22 protein-coding genes are annotated in these 21,061 nt (G+C 54.2%); 14 read left to right on the top strand and 8 right to left on the bottom strand.

What is annotated here, in order from left to right:
- Position 1 precedes the first annotated feature (1 nt).
- The 11 genes from ACYZTZ_RS31345 (at position 2) to ACYZTZ_RS31295 (ending at position 11,346) form a co-directional block, all read left to right on the top strand.
- Positions 2-1,078 (top strand): TrbL/VirB6 family protein, encoded by a 1,077-nt coding sequence (locus ACYZTZ_RS31345; RefSeq protein ID WP_462000797.1) that lies wholly within the window; start codon positions 2-4, stop codon positions 1,076-1,078.
- 139 nt (positions 1,079-1,217) lie between these two features.
- Positions 1,218-1,382: a hypothetical protein gene (locus ACYZTZ_RS31340; RefSeq protein ID WP_462000796.1), complete on the top strand. Its 165-nt coding sequence runs from the start codon at positions 1,218-1,220 to the stop codon at positions 1,380-1,382.
- A gap of 2 nt (positions 1,383-1,384) precedes the next feature.
- The gene (locus ACYZTZ_RS31335) at positions 1,385-2,077 is read left to right on the top strand and encodes a VirB8 family type IV secretion system protein (protein WP_462000795.1); all 693 of its coding nucleotides are present in this window, start codon (positions 1,385-1,387) and stop codon (positions 2,075-2,077) included.
- Positions 2,074-2,931, top strand: coding sequence for a P-type conjugative transfer protein VirB9 (virB9, locus tag ACYZTZ_RS31330; RefSeq protein ID WP_462000794.1), 858 nt, complete (start codon positions 2,074-2,076; stop codon positions 2,929-2,931). Before ACYZTZ_RS31335 ends, virB9 begins: the two co-directional genes overlap by 4 nt.
- Positions 2,928-4,118, top strand: coding sequence for a type IV secretion system protein VirB10 (gene virB10, locus ACYZTZ_RS31325; RefSeq protein ID WP_462000793.1), 1,191 nt, complete (start codon positions 2,928-2,930; stop codon positions 4,116-4,118). Before virB9 ends, virB10 begins: the two co-directional genes overlap by 4 nt.
- Positions 4,102-5,259: a P-type DNA transfer ATPase VirB11 gene (virB11, locus tag ACYZTZ_RS31320; RefSeq protein ID WP_462000792.1), complete on the top strand. Its 1,158-nt coding sequence runs from the start codon at positions 4,102-4,104 to the stop codon at positions 5,257-5,259. Before virB10 ends, virB11 begins: the two co-directional genes overlap by 17 nt.
- Positions 5,260-5,578: 319 nt before the next feature.
- The gene (locus ACYZTZ_RS31315; protein WP_462000791.1) at positions 5,579-5,755 is read left to right on the top strand and encodes a hypothetical protein; all 177 of its coding nucleotides are present in this window, start codon (positions 5,579-5,581) and stop codon (positions 5,753-5,755) included.
- Positions 5,742-8,324, top strand: a complete 2,583-nt coding sequence (locus ACYZTZ_RS31310; protein WP_462000790.1) for a type IV secretory system conjugative DNA transfer family protein — start codon at positions 5,742-5,744, stop codon at positions 8,322-8,324. Before ACYZTZ_RS31315 ends, ACYZTZ_RS31310 begins: the two co-directional genes overlap by 14 nt.
- 102 nt (positions 8,325-8,426) lie before the next feature.
- Positions 8,427-9,116, top strand: coding sequence for a KfrB domain-containing protein (locus ACYZTZ_RS31305; protein WP_462000789.1), 690 nt, complete (start codon positions 8,427-8,429; stop codon positions 9,114-9,116).
- A 10-nt stretch (positions 9,117-9,126) separates the two neighbouring features.
- Entirely contained in the window at positions 9,127-10,902 is a 1,776-nt protein-coding gene (locus ACYZTZ_RS31300; RefSeq protein WP_462000788.1) for an LPD7 domain-containing protein, read from the top strand.
- 21 nt (positions 10,903-10,923) lie between these two features.
- Entirely contained in the window at positions 10,924-11,346 is a 423-nt protein-coding gene (locus ACYZTZ_RS31295; protein ID WP_462000787.1) for a KfrB domain-containing protein, read from the top strand.
- Between the two features lie 118 nt (positions 11,347-11,464).
- On the opposite strand, the gene ACYZTZ_RS31290 is transcribed toward ACYZTZ_RS31295, so the two are convergent.
- Positions 11,465-12,610, bottom strand: coding sequence for a DNA-binding protein (locus ACYZTZ_RS31290; RefSeq protein ID WP_462000786.1), 1,146 nt, complete (start codon positions 12,608-12,610; stop codon positions 11,465-11,467).
- Positions 12,611-13,321: 711 nt separating this feature from the next.
- Between ACYZTZ_RS31290 and ACYZTZ_RS31285 the strand changes: the two genes are divergently transcribed.
- From ACYZTZ_RS31285 to ACYZTZ_RS31275, 3 genes are read left to right on the top strand one after another with little or no spacing between them, the layout of a single operon-like run.
- Complete coding sequence (locus ACYZTZ_RS31285) at positions 13,322-13,873, top strand: OmpA family protein (protein WP_462000785.1); 552 nt, start codon at positions 13,322-13,324, stop codon at positions 13,871-13,873.
- Entirely contained in the window at positions 13,870-14,334 is a 465-nt protein-coding gene (locus ACYZTZ_RS31280) for a hypothetical protein (RefSeq protein WP_462000784.1), read from the top strand. Before ACYZTZ_RS31285 ends, ACYZTZ_RS31280 begins: the two co-directional genes overlap by 4 nt.
- Positions 14,331-14,663 (top strand): TrbM/KikA/MpfK family conjugal transfer protein, encoded by a 333-nt coding sequence (locus ACYZTZ_RS31275; RefSeq protein WP_462000783.1) that lies wholly within the window; start codon positions 14,331-14,333, stop codon positions 14,661-14,663. Before ACYZTZ_RS31280 ends, ACYZTZ_RS31275 begins: the two co-directional genes overlap by 4 nt.
- Positions 14,664-14,730: 67 nt before the next feature.
- Here ACYZTZ_RS31275 and ACYZTZ_RS31270 read toward each other — a convergent pair whose 3' ends face one another.
- The 7 genes from ACYZTZ_RS31270 to ACYZTZ_RS31240 form a co-directional block, all read right to left on the bottom strand.
- A complete protein-coding gene (locus ACYZTZ_RS31270; protein WP_462000782.1) occupies positions 14,731-15,789 on the bottom strand; it encodes a relaxase/mobilization nuclease domain-containing protein in 1,059 nt (352 codons plus the stop codon).
- Positions 15,786-16,325 carry a plasmid mobilization relaxosome protein MobC gene (mobC, locus tag ACYZTZ_RS31265; protein WP_462000781.1) on the bottom strand — a complete coding sequence of 180 codons (540 nt, stop codon included), beginning with the start codon at positions 16,323-16,325 and terminating at the stop codon, positions 15,786-15,788. The genes ACYZTZ_RS31270 and mobC overlap by 4 nt, the downstream gene beginning before the upstream one ends.
- 580 nt (positions 16,326-16,905) lie before the next feature.
- The gene (locus tag ACYZTZ_RS31260) at positions 16,906-17,361 is read right to left on the bottom strand and encodes a DUF192 domain-containing protein (protein ID WP_462000780.1); all 456 of its coding nucleotides are present in this window, start codon (positions 17,359-17,361) and stop codon (positions 16,906-16,908) included.
- 1 nt (position 17,362) lies between these two features.
- Positions 17,363-18,475: a ParB/RepB/Spo0J family partition protein gene (locus ACYZTZ_RS31255; protein ID WP_462000779.1), complete on the bottom strand. Its 1,113-nt coding sequence runs from the start codon at positions 18,473-18,475 to the stop codon at positions 17,363-17,365.
- Positions 18,476-18,478: 3 nt separating this feature from the next.
- The gene (locus ACYZTZ_RS31250) at positions 18,479-19,267 is read right to left on the bottom strand and encodes a ParA family protein (protein ID WP_462000778.1); all 789 of its coding nucleotides are present in this window, start codon (positions 19,265-19,267) and stop codon (positions 18,479-18,481) included.
- The gene (locus ACYZTZ_RS31245) at positions 19,264-19,659 is read right to left on the bottom strand and encodes a hypothetical protein (RefSeq protein ID WP_462000777.1); all 396 of its coding nucleotides are present in this window, start codon (positions 19,657-19,659) and stop codon (positions 19,264-19,266) included. The genes ACYZTZ_RS31250 and ACYZTZ_RS31245 overlap by 4 nt, the downstream gene beginning before the upstream one ends.
- Before the next feature lie 3 nt (positions 19,660-19,662).
- Positions 19,663-20,025, bottom strand: a complete 363-nt coding sequence (locus ACYZTZ_RS31240; RefSeq protein ID WP_462000776.1) for a single-stranded DNA-binding protein — start codon at positions 20,023-20,025, stop codon at positions 19,663-19,665.
- Positions 20,026-21,061: the final 1,036 nt, after the last annotated feature.

The raw sequence follows: 21,061 nt of genomic DNA, 5'->3' as shown, positions 1-21,061 counted from the left end.
CATGGCAACCAAAACGACGATATTTGAATGGCTCGGGGGGAGCATTGACAAAACGCTAGATACGTTTGTCAGTGTTGTTTCATCCAACGTTATCGACTCGTTCGCGATTGTAGTTGTCGCCTTTGGTACGCTCTATCTCGTCATGGTCGGTTACATGATGATTATGGGCAGCATCGAACAATCGGGGCCGCACTTCTTAAAAACGTGTGCCAAGTTCATCATTATTTCCGGTCTTGCAATGTCAGCCGGAACCTATATGAGCTGGGTAGTCGATGCGCTTCGCGGGTTGGAAACTGGCATGGCTTCGGCGTTCTCGCCAAGCAACAGCGCGACAGAACCCACGTCTGTTTTTCAAGTCGTGGATAACGCGATGTCTGATGGTTTTTCCATCGGTGCCGACATGATGGAAAAGATGGGCAAACGCGAGTTCTACGAAATCGGGATGATGTTTTGGGATTTGCTTAATGCCCTTCTAATTTATCTCGCGACATTAGTGATTGCCGTTCCGGCCGGGGCCATGATTATCGTCTCCAAGGCGATGCTTTCAATCATGCTTGGTATTGGGCCTATCTTCATTCTGATGTTGCTGTTTGGACAGTTCACCTCGCAATGGTTTGACCGCTGGTTCGCCCAGGTGATGACGTACATCATGCAAGTTGCCTTGCTGAGTACGGTACTGACCTTCGGCGTGAAGATGTTCGGCGTGCTGGTTCAAGACGTATTGGGCAATCCTGATGACTACCCCATTGCGACGATGTTGGAAATCGTCGTGCTGGCATTGGTAATCCTCTACATGATGCAGCAGGCGTATCAAGCCGGGGGCGCCTTGGCCGGGGGCATATCGAGCGCCGGTATCACCTTGAGGCAGATTGCCCAAGGCGCGGCTACGCCGTTCACCAAAGGTCTTAACCGTCAATCCACGCGCCGCGACATGCAATCGGGTCAAATGGTCACTGCTGGCCGATTGAATCACCTTGCAGCGGGTAACACAGCGTGGAACCCGGCGTACCGGCAGCACGTCATGCAGAACATGGGGAAAAATTGGGGTTCGGCCAAAGGCGGTAGCGTTAAGGAATAACCGTACCGTTCGACCGCTCTGTTTTGGGGAAAACAGGGCGGTTTTTTTTCGTTTTCGCAATACCAAAATAGGGTATTTTGGCGTCAACAGTTGTATAATCTGGCAACCCTCAATTTCAGACCAACACAGGACATCAAGCATGAAACGCGCACTCGCATTTCTATTGCTCGCAACCCTCTGTGGTTGCGCGAGCCACAAAGCCGTCGTGCCTTCACTGGAAGGCAAACCGCGCATCCAAATTAACAAGCAATCTCAGGAAAAGCCTGTGCTTGCAGCACCAGTCAACGCAGTTCAAGGAGAGTAACCATGCGCGGGGAACAGAGATCGAAGTCGCAAGCGCTTCACGATGAAAACAACGACTGGGAATCAGGCCGCACGGTCGAAAATGAGAAATCCAAAAAAGTCGCTTGGATCATTGCCGGGATTGCTGTCGGGATTGCCGCATTGCAAGGTGTTGGCATCGCGCTAATGTTGCCCCTCAAAACCGTTGTCCCTTACGTCGTCCGGGTAGACAACGCGACCGGTGTTCCCGACATCGTTACGGTCATGACTGACAAAAAAGTTACCGGCGAAGACGTGATGGACAAGTATTGGCTTGCCCAATTTGTCATCGCTCGGGAAACCTACCAGTGGAACGTCTTACAGAGTGATTACGACAAGGTAGGTCTGTTGTCGTCTCCTACTGTCGGTGCTGCTTATGCCGCGCTTTTCGCTGGCAATGATTCACTCGAAAAGACATACGGCAAGTCGGTTGAAGCGACTGTAAAAATCTTGAGCGTTATCCCCAGCGGAAACGGCAGCGGCACCGTGCGTTATGTGAAGACAACGAAACGGGTAGATCAAGACGCCTCGCAAGCTGTCGTCGAACGTTTTGTTGCGACGATTGGTTACGAGTATCGCGGCGCAAGCCGTATGAAAGAGAGCGAACGACTGATTAACCCGAACGGCTTCCAAGTTCTTAGCTGGCGGGCTGACCCTGAAATGGGGATTTCACGATGAAAAATCTCGCTCTTGCCGTCGCCCTGGCACTGTCCAGCGCATCTGTGTTCGCAGCCGACGTACCGCAAGCGTCGCGCTTCGACAACCGTATCCAATACGTCAACTACAACCCCGGAGACGTTGTAACCGTTCAAACAGTTGTCGGTCGGGGTTCCCGAGTAGTCTTCGCTCCAAATGAAACGATTATCGATGTGGGATCGGGTTTTACCCAAGGTTGGGAGTTTACGGACAGCGGAAACATGCTGTACATCAAGGCTAAGTCCATCAAGGGTGAAAGTGGTCAGCCTAATATGATCCCGGCTCCGGTTACATGGGACACGAACCTGATGGTTAAAACCAACCTTCGAATGTATGACATTGACTTGTTTTTGCGGGAACCCAAAGCCAAAGGGGTCGCCTACAGGGTTGAATATCGCTATCCGGCCGATGAAGCCGCACGGGCAATGAAGCTCGCGGATAAACAGAAAGCCCAAGCGAAATTCGATGCTAAGCCAGCGCCGCGTAACTGGAACTACTCGATGCAGATTGGCGATAACTCCGAAGGTATCGCACCGACTACCGCCTACGATGACGGTCGCTTCACCTATCTGACCTTCCCGAATAATCGGGATTTCCCGACCGCGTTTCTGGTTGCGGCAGACAAAACAGAAAGCATCGTAAACAGCCATATCGACCCAGCCAAGCCTGACACGCTGGTCATTCAACGAGTCTCGAAAGAGGTCGTTCTACGCCTTGGGAATGCTGTTGTCGGTGTCTACAACGACAGCTACGACCGCGACGGCATTCCGGCAGTAGATGGCAGCACCGTGCCCGGTGTTAGACGGGTACTTCTTTCGTCGGAGCATGGCAAATGAACAATCAAATTAATCAACCAAACGCACCGGATGAACAATTGAATTCGCTGAACGGCGAACGGGGTATGCCAAGCGTTAATGAACATGGCCCGTCTACGATGGGTCGGGGAGTTATCGTCCTTGCGTTGCTTCTTCTCGCCGCCGTCGGTGGTGGTCTTGTGTACTGGAAATGGAACAAAAACAAAGCCGAAGATGCTGCGCCAGTTCAGCGCGACATCATGGGTAGCAGCGTTCCGGCTCGCACGTTCGTTGCGCCTCCAGCGCCGAGCGCGCCAGTTGCTCCTGTTCTCCCAGGACAAACACAACCAACAGTTCCTGCGCCTAATGGCCCGTATGTGGCTGAGGGGCAAAGACCAGCACTGCCGGGCGGTGGTCGCGGTAATGGATCGGCTAACGATAAACCGCCGCAAGTGCTGGACAAGGCAGGGTCTGACCTAATGGTTGATCGCTCCGGTAGCAAAAGCCGAGGTACTGGCGCGGCTTCACCCGTTACCCGAGGCAATGAAAACGCCGGTACCAACGGTGGCGGCAGCGAAGAAGGCGGCAAAGGTAGCTTGGGGTCGATGTTGACCGCGACCAGCACGCCCGGTAGTTCGGCGTCCATGCTGGGCGACCGTAATTTCCTGATTGCCAAAGGCGCATTTATCGACTGCGCACTTAAAACCCGTTTGGATTCGACCGTTGCCGGTATGACTGCGTGTACCGTCACCCGCGACATTTACAGCGATAACGGCCATTTGCTGTTGGTCGAACGCGGATCTGAGGTAACGGGTGAATACAAGGCGAACATGCGCCAAGGTATGGCCCGCATTTTCGTTCTATGGGATCGCATCAAAACGCCGAACGGTGTCGTCATCAACCTTGGATCGCCGGGCACTGATCCGCTGGGTGGTGCAGGTCTTCCGGGTTACGTTGATAACCACTTCTGGCAGCGTTTCGGCGGTGCCTTCGCGTTGAGTTTGGTTGACGACGTGGCGCGCGGCCTCACTCAAAGCACCAGCGGCAGCGGCGACTCGCAATTCAACTTCAACAGCACCGGTGACGCCTCGCAAAACATGGCTACCGAGGCGCTGAAAAACACAATCAACATCCCGCCTACCCTCTACAAAAATCAGGGTGAGCAAGTGGGCATTTACATTGCTCGGGATCTGGATTTTTCGGGTGTCTACGATGTTACAGCCGAATGATTATTTGGGCGGCGCTGCCGTCCTTTCCCGCGCAACATCCGTCCTGCATTTGCTTGCGTTGGTCAAGCCGTGGATGGACGATCCGGGGATTCTCGAGATTTACATCAATCGGCCAGGAGAGGTTTGGTTTGAACGCGGCCAAGTAATCGAACGGCATGTCGTCGAGGCGCTGACGTACAAACATCTAGAGTCATTGGCAACTGCTGTCGCCAAGTTTTGCAAAAATGAAATTTCCAGCACGCGGCCGATTCTATCGGCCATTTTGCCGGGCGGTGAACGGGTTCAAATCGTTATGCCGCCTGCCTGTGAGCATGGGACTATCTCGGTCACCATCCGTAAGCCGAGCTTTGAAATCCGCAAGCTGGAAGACTACGAAAAGCAGGGCTTTTTCGAGAATATCCGGCCGATTACTCAGGGTCTGAGTAGCGGGGAAAAAATGCTGATGCAGCTCAAGGATGATGGTAAGTACCTTGAGTTTTTGCGCACGGCAGTAAAGCAGGAAAAAATCATCGTTATTGCTGGTGAAACCGGCAGCGGCAAAACGACGTTCATGAAAGGGCTGATGGAAGAAATCCCATCAACCGACCGCATCATTACGATTGAAGACGTGGCCGAGCTGTTCCTGCCCAACCATCCGAACCACGTCCATCTGTTCTACCCAAGCGAAGCGAAGGAAGAAGAGAACGCGATTGTTACCCCGGCGTCGTTGCTCAAAAGTTGCCTGCGGATGAAGCCGAAGCGGATTCTGCTTGCCGAGCTGCGCGGCGGGGAAACCTTCGATTTTATTAACGTCGGGGCCTCTGGTCATGGCGGTGGTATCACCAGCGTGCACGCTGGTTCGGCAGAGCTGACCTTTGAGCGTATGGCTCTGATGATCCTGCAAAACCGTCAGGGCCGAATGCTTCCTTACGAAGTGATTCGCAAGCTGTTGTATCTGGTGGTCGATGTCGTCGTGCATGTCCACAACGACACTGACGGCTTCCACGGTCGCCACATTACCGAGATGTGGTATGACCCAATGAAAAAGCGCGAACGCAGCTCACAAGGCGGCGTAGACAGTGCGGAAATTGCGCAAATGCTCATTCGCATGCAGAACAAAATAGATTCGCTGGAAGAGCGTTTGCAGCAAGTGGAGGCATGAGCAAATGGCGACAATGGACTGTCCTCGATCGGCCCGGGTTGTCACCAACCGGGCACAGCCTGCGCGCCTCCGGCTTGCCCCAAAGGGCTTTGCCCTCTGGACGCCCAGCCTCGACCGGCAGCAGGTTTGCAGGGGGAAGAGCAACCCCCTACAAACCCTCGCGGAAGGTAAGTGGCCTACACCCGCATCAAGTGTCCGCTACGCCGCCATTCTCCCCCGTTCGCACTCGCTGCGCTCCCTTGCGCTGCGGCCTCGCATGGCGCACCTGACACGGCTTCCGACCGATTCGTGTAGTGCTTCGACTGGTGACATCGAGGACATGGCCATCGACGGCTTCGGTCGCCATTCCACGGCATACGTGGTGACAGCAAAACCTTCTGCAGAACGATTCAGTGTCACCAAACCTCTAGGGTCGCTACTGGCGACAAATCCACGCGACCTGGTGACGTTTGTTGTCACCAACCATCAAAAGGGACTGAACAATGAATATGCCTAAGTGGGCTAAATGGCTGCTCGCGCTCATTGCCTTTGCCATCGCAACGGTTGGGCTTGTGTGGTTGTCCGGGGCCTTGTTTTTCGTTTTCAGCAAGGCAAACCCCATCGGCAAGACCGATTTTATGACGTGGTGGACATACTGGCAGTCGTATCAAGATGACCCGGTAATTGCCAAACGCCTCAAGGTGTCGGCAATCGTCGCGGCCGTCGTGTCGTATGGGATCGTCATTGCCGCAATCATCGGAGCGATGCGCAACGCCATCACGCTCTACGGTGAGGCACGTTTTGCCAATGACGCCGAAGTCGCAGAGGCCGGGCTTTTCGGTAACACCGGCATCATCATTGGTAAGTGGAAAAAGCGCTTTCTGATGTTTCCGGGGATGCAGTTTGTATTGCTGGCAGCACCGACCCGTTCAGGTAAAGGGGTTGGTAATGTTGTGCCCAACATGCTCAATTTCAGTGACTCGGCCGTGTGCCTGGACGTGAAACTTGAAAACTTCAAGATCACGTCGAAATTCAGGGCCGCACACGGGCAAGAAGTCTTTCTGTTCAACCCCTTTTCGACTACCGGGCATTCGCACCGGTATAACCCGCTGGGCTATGTCAGCGACAATCCGCGGTTGCGGGTCACTGACATTCTGGCTATCGGCTATGTCCTTTATCCGGGTGGTGGCAAAGACACGTTTTTCGATGACGCGGCCCGAAACCTCTTCCTCGGCCTCGTCCTGTACCTGTGCGAAACCCCTAGCCTGCCGAGAACCTTCGGGGAAATGCTGCGTCAGTCCTCCGGCAAGGGCCGTCCCATCAAGGAATACATTCAGGGCCTGATTACTGAGCGTAATTATCGGGTCGAAGAAGAAATGGACGATGAAGGCGAGCCGACCGCCGTACTGGTGCCCATCACTGAGTGGGACGGCACCGGCCTGCCGCCGCTGTCGATGGAATGTGTAGACGCCCTGAACCGCTTTACATCGACATCCGACAACACGCTGTCGAGTATCCTTGCTTCGTTTAATACCCCTTTGACGCTTTGGGTAAGTCCGCTGATTGACGCGGCAACCAGTGAGAACGATTTTGACCTTCGGAACATCCGAAAAAAACGCATGACTATTTATGTCGGTATTCCAGCAAACAAACTTGCAGAAGCCGAACTGATTATTAACTTGTTTTTCTCCCAACTTATCAATCTGAACACTGATGAACTACTGCACGCCACACCTGAAATACAATTTCAGGTCATGTTGATGATGGACGAATTTGTCGCGCCGGGCCGAATCGGCATTATCGACAAATCGAACTCGTTTATGGCCGGTTACGGCTTGCGTTTGGTTTCGATTATTCAGTCACCCTCACAACTTGAAGAAGAGCCGCGAAAAGGTTACGGCAAAGCCGGTGCTGCAACATTGATAACTAACCACGCTTGCCAGATTCTTTATACGCCACGCAAACAAAGTGACGCTAACGAATACTCGGAAATGCTGGGTCACTACACATTCAAGGGCAAAGGTATTAGCCGTCAACGTGGTGGCAAAAATACTGGTGGGCACAGTGAGTCGGAATCGGATCAAAAAAGACCGCTAATGTGGCCGCAAGAACTCAAGGAAATGAGCCAGCGTCGGCAAATCGTTAGTTTGGAAAACACCAAACCGATTATGTGCGAAAAGATTGCCTATCACAGCGACCACGTTTTCCTTGATCGCCTTAAAAGTGTTTCCCCTACCCTCGCGGCTATCGACCAAACACCAATGCGTCAACGGCTGCGGAAATGGGGTTTCTCGGGTAAGGCGAAACCTTCCCGCAAGCTACTGGAAGCGACCTGGGGCGGCGGTGAACTCTCGTCCTATGTACCGTTGATTGATTTGGATCTGCACGACGCTATCGTTCGCGCCAAGGTGCGTACCGCTACAGTCGAAGACATAGTTAAAGGTATCGACCTGCGCGCCCTTGCGGTAGATACATCAAAAATTGCGGTGCCTGTAGCAGCGGCCGGAACTGCACTTGAACCTGACCAAATCGAAGATTTTGTAAATGACTTTTTCGACGCGCTGGACGCCGGGAGCGATGGTGACGAAGGCGAGCAGCAGGACGAAGGCGACGACATCGACGCAGACGGTAGCAGTATGCCGCCAAGCGCCGAAGAAATGGCCCAGCTTGAGGCTGAGGCTGCTAGAGAGACGGGTTTGTATGGCGGTGATGAACAAGCCGTGACGGTTGTTGAACAAGTTGTAGTTGTCAGCGAAGCGGTAGAAATTAAAACACAGCCGCCAGTCGAAGAAGTTTCCGCCGATGACGTTCAAAGTCTTGTTCATGAACAAGACTTTGAACAAGACTTTGAAAAAGCTTTTGAAGCCGCCGACGAATTATCTGATGAACAACTTGCAGCCATGGCTGAAAGTTTCGAGTTGCCAGATGAAATAGACATGGATCAAATGAGCGACTATGCCGATATGATCGCAACGGAAGAAATGGAAGTTCCAACTTTCATTAACCCCGAAGATTCAGACGAAAAGCACCTTATTGATTTAAGTGTTCTTGACAAGCCACTTAATAACGCGAAAAATACAGTTTGATTTAATATTTAATCGCCAGTTTAACGACTGGCGATTAATGCGGGTGATGCCCAAGAGCGACTTTACCGAGAGTCGCATATTTAACGTAAAGGGAGTTTTACGATGAACGAGACAAGCGCCGGTAATCCGGCCTCTCCAAAAACAGGAAGCCGCAATAAAGTTGTAGGCCAATACCTCACTAAGATAGAAGATGTCCCGAAGGAAGTTCGGGAATATGCTATTAACCGCCTAAACCCTACTGATGCCGAAGGAAACCGTCTAATGGACAGTTCCGGTCGGCAAGTCACGGCGTCTGTATCCACTGCCAAAGAAAACGGCAGCTACTACGGCCCTGTAGTTCTGAACAATGATAAATACCTTGTGCAAGCGGTCGGTAAAGATCGGTTGTACGCCGTCGTCCACACGAAAGATAACGTCGAGCTGCAAGGCTCTACGTTGTCGATGCTGGACGCAAAAAAGAACATGGGCGGATTCAGCGTGCAGGTTCACTACAACGGCGGCAAAGCCAAAGTCTTTCCTTGGGCCGACAAGTCCCGTACTGCGCAGGAAAAACCCCTCGACACTCCCGCCAAGGAATCGGCACCGGCAAAAGACGCGATGAACCCCGAGTCCATCATGGCTAAGGCTGCTGAGTACGCAAAACAGAACATCAAAAATGCCAATCAGCGCGAGGCGTTTCTAAAGCATTTAGGCAACGTCACGCAGGAGGCTTTCCAGCAGCCGGAAGCCAAACAAACTACCAAACAGCCGCAGCCGCAACAGGCCAAAGCTGATAACAGCATCGAAAGGTAAGGGGTTTATCATGGCTACGGAAACAACTCAAAACACCGGCAGAGACGACCTGCAAGCCCCAGACGCGGCCGCGCGTGGCCCAGCGTTTGGCATCATGCAGATTGACGATAAACCCGCTACCTCGTTGCGATACGAACGTGTAGCCCGCGAGGGTGAGGTTAGCTACAACGTCTCGTTCCATATGGGCACAAAGTCAGTCGCGCGCATCAAGGATCTGGACGCCGCCGCCCTGGGTGATGTGGTCGGGGAAAAGAACGCCAAGGCCATTTCGGAAAACGAAGAGGTCAAAGGGTCGCTGAAAGGCGAATCGCTCCAGAACGAATACGGATTGACGCCCGAAGAAAAAGACCGGCGCTTAAAAGAGTCGGAGATTGAAGCGTTCAATTACGAAGCTGACAGAAATTCGGTGCTTGAAACGGTAAATTTGGAACATGACGAAGCGGCTCTGAATAGCGCCGACCGTGAAATTGATTTGCCAGAAGAGCAAAACACCATCGAGCATGTGCCCGAGCTTGAACAGGTAAACGTTCAGGAGGCTTTAGCCCGTGCAGCGTTCAACCGTCAGCGCGACCGGGATCAACTGGCGCTCGATCAAGAAAAACTTGGTCAGCGGGCAGAAGGTAAGCGCATCGACGTTGAAAACCTGTCGGAACAAGCCCTTGAACAGAAGGACGACAACGCGCTGGGCGAGCGTACAGGCGCGACCACGGACTACGACAGCCAGCAATCAACCGAACGGGAGAAAAACCGCCAGATTGAGCTGATGGAACAGGTTCACCACCAGTTCCGCGTATCCGGCCCGAAATTCCATTTCAAGGATCAGCCGGGCAAGCTTGCGTTCAAGGACAAAGGCGAACGGATGGTGTCGGCCTCCAATGACGAACGTGTCGCCAAAGCTATGGCAACGATGGCAGAAGCCAAGGGCTGGAAGACGATCAAGGTGTCAGGACATCCCGACTTTCAAAAAGAAGTCTGGATGGAAGCGAGTCTGCGCGGCCTTGAGGTTCGCGGCTTCAAGCCGTCTGAACAAGATCTGAAATTGCTTGAGTCTCGCCGGGATCGCACGCTTAACAACACCGTAGAGCGCGACGTAGACCGTGAACGAGCTGCACCACGTAAACCGCAGACCCGCGCCCAGGAGCAAGCCCCGCTTGCGGCTGAACGCGCAGCAACAAGCCCGGCCAAAGAATCCACTACGCCCGCGCCAGAGCAAAACGCCGGTAATGGCAAGCCAACACCAGAACAAACCGCCTCGGGCGCGCTGCGTGCTTACAGCGGCCAGTTGCTGGAGCACGGCCCGGCCAAGTACAACCACGACCCTGACGAAAAAATGAATTACTACGTCAAGCTCAACACCAATGAAGGTGAAAAAACCGTATGGGGCATCGACCTAAAGCGGGCCATGGCAGAAGGCAAACCCAAGGTCGGTGACGAAATCAACGTCGAATACAAGGGCAATAAAATTGTCGAGGTCGAGGCGTTAAAGCGTGATGACAGCGGGAAAATCATCGGCCGGGAAATGATCGACACCCCACGCAATGAGTGGAAAGTCGAGAAATCCGATAAACACAAAATCGTTGAGGCTGTAGCGGCCAAGGTCATTGACGCCAAGGTCAAAGATCCAGTCCAGCGCGAACAACTCCGTAAAGCGATTGACGCGCGGCTGGTTGAACGAGCGCAACAGGGCAAAATCCCAACGGTCAAGGTCTATGACAAAGACGCTCAGGGCCCGCAGCAAGACCGGACAGGGCCAGTCGTTGAACGCAACTCCGAACGTACTCGCTAAAACTGATAGGGAATCAAGCTAATGGCTGACGTAATGAAAACCAACGTGGACAACAACTCGCATCGTGCCGCGAAGCCCGAAGGCCACGAAATGTTGCTTGTCGCCAATGAATCACGCCTGCATGACAAGTTCACCAATGGGGAGTGGATTTCCAGTCACGCGGGATCGCGTAACGGCCTGCCTAAAGGTCTGTACGATTTGACAGGTGCAGAACGGCCAGCCAGAACAGCCGCGACTAAGACGTTTGAAGGCAACGTGATGCACGTTACCGACAAACACGTCTACCAGCTCCAAGCCGCAGCAGTAGCGAAGGGAAAGCCAACCTTGGTACGTCACGACAAGTCGCTGTACAAAGAGCCGCCGCCAGTCGGCTCTATGACCAAAGTTGATTACGTCCGAGGGGCTGGCACTGTCACCGGCCGGGAGCAAACCCAAGAACGGTAAAGTCACGCTGAAACTGTCTTGAACTGAAAGAAACGCCTTGTCCTACAAGGCGTTTCGCGTTTCTGGCGTTCGGATTTGGTGACGGGAGCAGCTGAGCCAGGTTGCGGATCTGTCGCCATTAGTCCTTGCCGGGCTTCGGCTGCTTCGCGGTTGGCTGCTTCGCGGTCGGCTTCAAAGCGGCAAGTAAACCGGCGTTTTGCGTCTTCGTCGCCTCCAGCTCGCCACGCAATGTTGCCGCGTCCTCTCTGGCTGTTGCTGCCTCTTCACGGGCTTTATCGCGCGCCGTCTCTGCCTTGGTCATACGCTCCGCGCTGTGGTGGACTTCATCGGCCGCACGCTTACGCTGATCCCCAAAGGACTGTTCCGCCGCTTCGGCCTTGGCCTTTTCTCCGGCCAACGCTGCTTGCAACTCTACAACCTGTTTTTGACTTTCGCTCAAGCGGTCGGCCAACTTCGTGTTTTCGACGGTTGCCTGATCGCGCAGTGCCTGGGCCTTGTCGCGCACGGTGTGTGCGTGGTCGAGTTCGGTGCGCAGATCGGTAGCCCGGCGCTCGGATTCTTCGGCTTTTTGCTGGGCAAGGGCTGTTTTCTGCTCAGCGTCTGCGCGAGCTGTACGGGCCTCGTCCAGTTGCTGAGCCACTTGCTGAGCCAAAGCTTTAGCAGCCACTGCGACGGCATCGGCCTCGGTGTGTGCGTGGTCGAGTTCGGCGCGTAGATCGGTAGCGCGGCGCTCGACATCTTCGGCCCGTTGCTCGGCAAGGGCTGCTTTCTGCTCGGAGGCCGTCAAGGCATTGCGCAGTTCTTCCAGCTTCTGCGTCATCTGCCGGGCATCGGCGGCAGCTTCCATGAGCTGCTGATTCAATGCGTCGATTCGCTCGTTGGCTGATTCCAGTTCCCGGCCCTGCGCTTCAAACGATTCTGACTGTTCGGCTGACAGTTGGATCAGGTCGCTTTTTTCGGTTTCAAAGGCAACCTTGGCCGCATCAAGCGATTCGTTCGCCAGTTGCTGCGCCGTCTCCCAAAGACTCTGGCCCATGGCCTGAACAACGCTATGCAGCTCGACGGGCAGCGGCTCACGCACGGCCTGAACCTGCTTGCGTTGGTTCTGGCGCCACTCCTTCATCGCCTCGACGACGTTGTTCATGCCCGACCGGCTCGCTTGCCTGACGGCCTCGACGCTGGGGAATTCGCCGGTAGAGCTATCGGCGTGCAGGGCATCAGCAGCCGCGAAAATCCGTTCTTTGATGTCTTGAGATAAGGCCATTTCCCTGACTCCGCTTCAATCTGTAGTAATAGTAGTAGTTATCTTACTACTACTATTACTAACTGTGAATATCCCACTCCGCCCGCTCGTCGCCCGGCGTCTTACCGCGTGGTTTTGGTCGAGGTTTCGCCGGTCGGAAGCCGTGTCAGGTGCGCCATGCGAGGCCGCAGCGCAAGGGAGCGCAGCGAGTGCGAACGGGGGAGAATGGCGGCGTAGCGGACACTTGATGCGGGTGTAGGCCACTTACCTTCCGCGAGGGTTTGTAGGGGGTTGCTCTTCCCCCTGCAAACCTGCTGCCGGTCGAGGCTGGGCGTCCAGAGGGCAAAGCCCTTTGGGGCAAGCCGGAGGCGCGCAGGCTGTGCCCCGGTTGGTGACAACCCGGGGCGATCGAGGACAGTTCGCAGTCACCAAAGCAAATTGGCGGACTGCGCGTAGTCTGCCGGCGCAAAGATCTGTCACCATGCGCGCCGTCGCCCTGCCCTACCCCGACTGGCGACCAGATCGACGCCCAGGAACACGCAACCTGTCACCAATTTGGTTTGTCAGTCAAATTGGTGACAGGCTTACGACCTGGCCACGGACGGCTAGTCACCAGTGCATAAGGGTTCTAAGGGATTTCAAGACAATTTCAGCGCTTACAAATGAATTGCAGGCGCGCAGCCAAGATATATACTCTTGGTTCACCAAAGTTTTCTATTACGGAGCTACAAAATGCGCAGATTGGTAGTTATGGCGAGCCTTGCGGCTTTGGCTGCATGTTCATCGCCACCCAAACCCCCGACTGTTGACGGATCGAACCGCGAAGGCATCAACTCGCCACAAACAGCAGAAAACCTTGCTCTGCGTTTGGAGTTGGAACAAGCCCAACAAAAACTGAAACAGCGACCAGTCGCGCCAGTCGCATTAAAGGTCGTCCCCCCTGCCCCATCGTCCCGCACTGTCACGGTTAATTTCCCTTATAACGACACCCACTTTCGGCCGTCTGGCTACCAAATAGCGGAGCTGATGCCTCTTCTTGGCAAAGCTGGCCGGGTTGAGATTCGCGGCCGGACTGATGCCAGAACCCCGAGTGATGCAGACGCCAAAATCGCCATGCAGCGCGCATTGTCCGCTCAACGCTTTCTGATTTCGCAGGGCGTACCCGCGTCGATGATTTCCATCAACTACGTTTCGGCCGGTGACTACGTTAGCGACAACGAAACCAATATCGGCCGGGCACTCAATCGCCGGGTAGACATCGAAGTGTTCCGGGGTGGCATATGAATACATGGAAGATTTTTGTTTCTGATGTTGAGGTCGGGGAAATTCCCGACAATACATTCGAAATGATGAAACGTTTTGTACGTCGCGATCCGCGTGTGTGGGTTGCAACTGCCCTCGACTTTTTGCGTCCTATGCGCCAGCTTTCGGCTGTGTTTACCGTCCCGCCACTTTTGATTGTTTGGGGGATGATCTTCGCGGCACTAGCAGACCCGAGCACGTTCGCCCAGGTGATGGAACTTGCAGCCACCCAACCGGAGAAATTCCGCCATGGCCTTATGCTCGCGCTGATTTACTCGGTGATGTTGAGTGCCGGTCTGATGGTTATCCGGTCGTTCTTCACGCCTTCTGTATTTACAGCCGCTTACAACCGCGAATTGGGTCGCAGACTGCGCCACCTGATGAAAGTCCCAAGCGACGGCGAAGTACGACTAGAGCGAGCTGTGGAGAGCATCCAGCCATGAAAACGCGCGCTATAGCTGCCCTTCTCGGCCTGACATTCCTTGCCTCCGCGCAAGTACATGCGGAAGAGACGATGTTTACCGGAGACAAGAAACTAGCTTGTGAGGCCGTCATGTGCCTTTCAACCGGTAAACGACCAGATGAATGCTCGCCCTCAGTCAAAAAATATTTGAGCATCAAATTTAAGAAGGCTTGGAAAACAACTGCGAAACGTAAAGAGTTTTTAGAGATGTGCCCGCAAGGCGATGTTCAAGCCACGCCTGAACAAATGGATAAAGCGCTGGAAGCCATCGGCATGGCACCAGAAGACGACGATAACGCCGAAGAATGAAAGTGTTCTGACGAAAAAGCCCGGCTTATACCGGGCTTTTTTTTGGGCTTGATTTCGCTTAGGTGCGTTAACGATCTTTGGACACGTCAGGCTCTTTGCCTTTCGGTTTTTCATTCACCAGCTCTTGAGCCGGGCGGTCGCGCAAGCTGGCGACAAGCTGCTGATGCTTTGTGACCACTGGCGGCATCTGTTTTACGAACTGGACGATTTCGAGCGCCAGTTGTTTGTCTTCAACGTCACCAGCAGCCAAGACGCGGGCAACGTCACCATAGCTTTTTTGAACAGTTTTCCGCACCACGCTGATATTGTCTTGCGCCGGGTTGGCACGCTTCTTCCCGGTAGAAATCTCCTGTGCCGCCTCGGCCTTTTGAGCCTCTGTGACGCGCGCCGGGGCTTTGCGCTTTCCAGCGCTATAGCCCTTGTCGATATGCTTTATCGCCTGATGCTCGGCCTTACGCACAACCCCACGGGCTTTCCGGGGTGTGGCGTTGGCCTCTATTCCGTGCGTCCTTAGCTTTTCCGCGAAAATCTCTCGCCAATGCTGCAAGTCACCTTTTCGCGGATTTAGCCTAACGCCGTCATGGTCAACCGCCTTGACTGCAAGGTGAACATGGGGGTGTTTCTCGTCATCGTGCGCGGCAAAAATGTACTGATGGTTGCCAAATTGGTCTTTGGCAAAATCCCGCGCGGCATCTTTCACTGCCTGTCGGTCGGTGCCTGGAGGCATGGACAAAATGATGTTGAAAGCCTCTTTACGTTTCTCGCCTTCGCGGGGTATTCCGATTTTGCCTTTCTCCCAAGAGTCGGCAATATCTCGCACCGCATCCTTCCCTAAGTGAACGTCGCCGTTTTCGTCCTCAATATCTACGTCTCCATTGCGAGATATGTAGTCCATGTGGGCTTTGATGTGTTGCATGTTCTTGCCACCGCCCGACACCTTAACCATCACTTCGGGCGTCTTCTTCACGGTCAAAGCTACCTTCTCTCGGGTAGCTGGTCCGCTGGCTTTCGTCGCCACTTTGGTACTTCCCCCGCTACGCACGTTTTTACCCTTCTTGCCCTTAAGCGTTGGATAAAACGCGCGCTCGCCCCAGTCCTTGATAACGCCGTCCGGTGACTTACTCATTCGATGTTCCACCGTTCAAGGCTGGCACGAATTGCGGTATTCACCTTGTCGGTGTGCTTATCAACCAAGGCGCTTAAAGCTGCGATCCTTTCGACCGTCACGGGTTCGTAATTGCCTTCGTTCAAACGTCGGGCTATCTGATTCAAGTTTCGGCCCAAGGCCAAAAGCTGATAGTTCGATTCACCTAATGCGTCGATTTCACTCATGCCGAATTGTGGCTCGCCAGTTAACCCCGCACGGCAAGCGTCGATGATCCATCGACGCATTGAACAACGCTCGGCGTCTGCTCGCTCGCGAATCGCCTGCCGTTCAGATTCGGTCAGAAGAATTTCAAATCGTTTTTTCGGCTCCTTTGTCGGTGACTCCAGTTGCTGGCTGTAGGTTTTTAATTTGGGAGTGTTGGCCTTTGCAAGCTGGGCCTCAATCGCTTCCTTTACAGCCGCACCCGGCTTTTTTCCTAGGGATTCGCAATACGCCAACCACGGCTCGCGAAGCGAACCGAGATAGATGTTCAGGTGCGTGTTCTTCTTTTCCATACAACCTCCACAAACCCCACAACAACACATAGCGTCAGCCAATAGAAGCCAAATAGGCGCCTATTTACCCGGCGGTTAGCCTATCCTGCACTAGATCTTCATTCGCTTCAACTCTTGTTCATGAACAAGGATTTTTGAGCTTTGGGGGGATAGAACGCGGTTTTGAAAATTGCACAAATGGAATTTGTACACGGTTGAGGATTTTTCGCTTTTTTGGGGGATGCTGCGCGCCTTTGGCTTGCCCCAAAGGGCTTTGCCCTCTGGACTCCCAGCCTCGACCGGCAGCAGGTTTGCAGGGTGAAGAGCGCACCCTACAAACCCTTGCGGAAGGTAAATGGCCTACACCCGCATCAAGTGTCCGCTGCGCCGCTATCCTCGCCCGTTCAGACTCGCTGCGCTCCCTTAGCTGCGGCCTCCGGTAGCGCACCTGACGCGGCTTCCGACCGGCACGCATACACGGACATAACGCGGTTGGAAAATTGGTGGTGACACGCGTTCGCCCAGGATCTGCACCGCCAGTCACCAGTCACAAAAAACCCGGCGCTTGGCCGGGTTCCGTGTCGGTAGGTTTATCGTCCCGTTATAGGGATGGCTGGCATTCTTGCTTCAAAAGCCGAACGCCTTCGGGTAATCCCAGCTCGGCAAATTTACCTCGTCCAACTTCCAGCGCGGCTTTAGCCGGACGCATGGAAAGGTGATATGAGTTTCGTTTGACTGCCATGTCTTCAATGCCAAACAAAGTGCCGTCCTCCGCGATAAAACCAACGGTCAGCGGAACCCGTGTGTTTTGCATCCAGAACGCGCGCGGCTCGGAATTGGGCCAGACGAAAAAAAGGCCACTCCCGATGTCGTCAATATCGGATAGGCCCTTGCTCTGTTGCTCCACGGTTGCGGCTACCGGGATACCCGCCAGCCGCACGCCATTACTGAATGTCAGGTCGCATGTTTCAGCGTGCGCCCGGCCCACGCCGACAGCTGCGAGAAATAGCGCGGCGGCTACACCAGCCGTCGCGCGGGATTTCATCACCGGGCGCACCTTACTTCTCCTGTTCAGTAAGCATGTGAATTTTGCATTGGGTGGCGTCTACTTCGGCATCGCCGCCGCCGTCTTCCCAGCGGACACGAATCAGGCCGGGGGTGGTTGGACGACGATTTAGCAGCACGGCACCGGTTCGCCCTTCAAATTCAATCAGCAGCAGCGGCTTTTTCATGCTGTCAGGATCGGAGACAGCTTTACCACGCGGCCAGCTCGTCAACTCGCCCAGGTCAACTTCGGGGGTCTTGGGTTGCTTACCGTCTTTGTCGTTTTCACCGCCTCCAGCGCCATCGCCTGCACCGCCGCCCGATTTGCCATTTCCTTGTTCATGAACAAAGGAATCATCGTCGCCACCTTCACCGCCATTGGGTGGGGTAGGGGGGGTCTTATCATCGCCGCCCGGCTGATCCGTAGGTTTCGTGAACGCGTTAGTTTTCTTGACGCCCTTCAATTCGTCGCTCAATTCTGCGACCCCTTTCCGGGTCACTTCCTCAGTCTGCAACTCGCACCATGCTTCGACTTGCTCGGGCCAGTTGTTGTGTAGTTTGCGCAGCTCGTAGAGCGTTTTAGGCGAAACGCAACGACCCGACCGATATGCCGCCTCGATGCACGCCGGGGCCTCGATCAATGCCAGCAGCTCGGTGATAGCTTCCGGACGCTTGGAAAGTTTGCGGGCAATATCAGCCTTCTTTTCCCCTTCGGTCAGCTTCCGCTGAACGAACATGGCGAGTTCCATCGGTTTCAGGTGGTTCTGAACTTCGTTCGCGTTTACCTGATCGTAATCATCAAAGGTTTCGTCCTCAAACGCTGGGATTTGTTTCAGTCCAGCAGCCAAGGAACAACGCTTGCGACATGCGCCATCGTTAATAATCCATTTGCCCGGCAACGTCGGATGGCGACGGACAGACAGCGGTTGACGAACCCCACGCCGCTTTATCGCGTCCGTCATTTCGTCCATTTTTTCTTTCGGAAATTCGGTTCGCGGCTGGTTCGGATCTTCGATCACGTCGTCTTGATCGAGCATCAGCGGCTTACCGCTTGGTGCTGCTTCCATGGCTGCGGTAGCCATCGGAACTACAGGTTTTTCCTCAAGTGCTGAAAGGTCGAGCGCCATTATTTAAACTCCTGCAAACGATGCGATTTTTTCGAATACGGGTTTGATCTGTGTCCAAGCATCGCGCCCGCTGGTCTTGCCCAGCTTCCAGATAGGCAAGCCCGCCGCTTGTGCTTCCGGCACTGCGGTTGATTTTTTGATTGCAGCAAACCCGGTTTCCATCGGGATCAGCAATTTGGCATAAGCGGCCGAAAGATCGCGAAAGTTTTCGCGCTGAAAAGGTGTAGGTTCAACGAGATTCGGCAGAATGCCGATGAGTTGAAGCTTCGGATTCAGAGTGGCTTGAATCTTCTTGATCCCGATATTTTCGTGGTTCAGCAGGTCGCCAATGCCGTCGATTGCTTCTTGGTTGAGCTGGATCGGTGACAACACGAAGTCAGAAACGACCAGCGCGGAAAGTTGACGAATATCCGGGTTCGGGTTGGTGTCGATGATGCAGATATCGAAATCACCGTCCACGGCCTGGAGGAACGAGTGCAGGTTGTTCGCGAACGTGTTGTGCATAGTCTCCTGCCGCTCCATGCGCAGTAATTCGATATTGTCAGCAGCAAGCAACACGAATTTTTCTTCTTCCACGCCACTGACACGCTGGGTCAGCACACGGCTTGCGGGGATCTGCGAAATGGTGGCAAGGCCACTGGTACGAATAGCCTTTGAGCTGTTGCGCTGATGATCGAGGTCGAGGAACAGCACGCGCAGACCTTTCAGTAACGTGAGAAAGAAGGCGAGCTGTACCGCGATTGCGGATTTCCCGACGCCGCCTTTCTGGTTAGCAAGTACATATGTTTTCATGCCCTGTTGTCCTTCAAGAAATTGCGAACCGTAGTCGCGGAGGTGTTAACGCCTTTTTCCTTCAAATAGCCGACGATTTGTTCAATCGTGTAACCCCCGTCCCGAAGGGTCTGCAATTGAGAGGAAAAGGGCTCTAGTACCGAACTGGCAAGCTTGGGAGTTTCGCGCTGCATGAACTCTTCCAAGCTGTAGGCTTCGGCTTTTGCGATGAATCGCGCCCGGTAGACGCTCGCTTGTTTGGTTTTCATGTTGAAAGCCGCTGCCGCCTCGGGCAGCGACTTTCCATCAACCAACAAAGCGCGAGCAACCCCCAACGAAGGCGCCGACCACCGGCATTTTGACGCCACTTTGTCAAATTGCGCGGCGTCCAGTTTCTGGATGGGGGAGGTCATTGGTTACTGACCTTCCCGGCTTGCGAGCTGTTCGCGTTTTTCGCGCCCAGGTGCCCCGTACTCGAAAGACTCCACAACGAAGTTGTAGGAGTAGATCGTTTCGCCTGCCTTCTCATAGTTGTTGTTCTCCACGCGATAGTTGATAAACAACTGATCGCCCTTGCAGCAAGTACGGGCAATGGTTTCGCCTTTAGCGCCAAAAGCGGTGAACTGGAGGGACACAACGCGCTCCCGCGCTTCCTGTGTCTCACTGTCCTTACCGGCGTACTCGTTCGTGATAAGGGTAAACCGGGTGACTGCCTTGTTACCGGTGCCGCTGACGGTTGCAGCTTTGGCGAGCTTGCCGCCGAAGACGTTCGCTTGCATGTTCACTCTCCTTGAGTTTGCGCGACCGGGAAGCCGACCGCAGATGAACTATACCACGAAAATAACCGCTGACAACAAATGACAACAAACAAAAAGCTTTAAAAAACCGATTAGACCCATGATTTAATGGACTTACAGGCCGTTAACCAACATTACTAATAACGGCAAACGTGTTGTTATCCAGAAGTTGCCAGAAACACGCACAGTGCGCGCGCAGGTCCTTTAGGTAGGGCCTACCCTTACCTTTTTCCAAATAAGCCCGCCACGGGCCTCCTGAGGGCCTTCCTGAACGAATAAGGAAGTCAGCCCACCCCTTACTTTGATTACTATTTGCGGATTGCCAGGCACCGGAATTGTCTCGGGTTGGATCGCAAGCGATCCCGGCTGAGTCGGCGGGCGGCTTGCCGTCCGGGGACGATTTGTCCGGGTCTTAGTGCCCGTAGGGTCGCGCCTTGGCGCGAGGGCAGCCGACTTGTCGGCTGGGCCACTTAGACCAACACTTACGCAGAACTCGAGCGTTCGCGCTCTTCAAAAAAAGCCCGCACGTAGTGCAGCAATAATGTTTTGCTCTGCTTTGGTTTTGCTCTGGCCTTTTCTGGCGTCGTTGTGTCGGTTTAGATCTGGAGGACACCACTCAAGGTAAGAAACGGCCGCGTGCGGCCAGCATCATTAGGCGGGCTTGCCCGCCGTAGGCCGGCGCGTAGCGGCGGGGCGCAGGGAGGGACGACCGGAGGGCAGGCGCTTTTTGCTTCGGCGGCGTTGCGGCCACCGTCGTTTTTGCGGTTTTCCACTGCTTTTGGCCCTTAGCTACTAGGAAGATCTTTTTTTTATTAGGTTTTCTTTTAAAAACTAAAAGCAAAGGCCTACAGGGGGGCGCATCGACGGCCCCTCTGGAAGCCCCGTTCCACGGGGGTTTCAGCCGATTTGTCGGTGCTGTACATAAGACCGTTTCAGCGCGACCGCACGACAATTTCAGCGTGAAGCCGCAAGACAATTTCAGCGTGGATAACTTTTCGAATCAGCCGATAGCCCTTAT

The sequence above is a fragment of the Pseudomonas sp. LB3P58 genome, from assembly GCF_054897895.1.
This window is presented reverse-complemented; position numbering and strand designations above follow the sequence as displayed.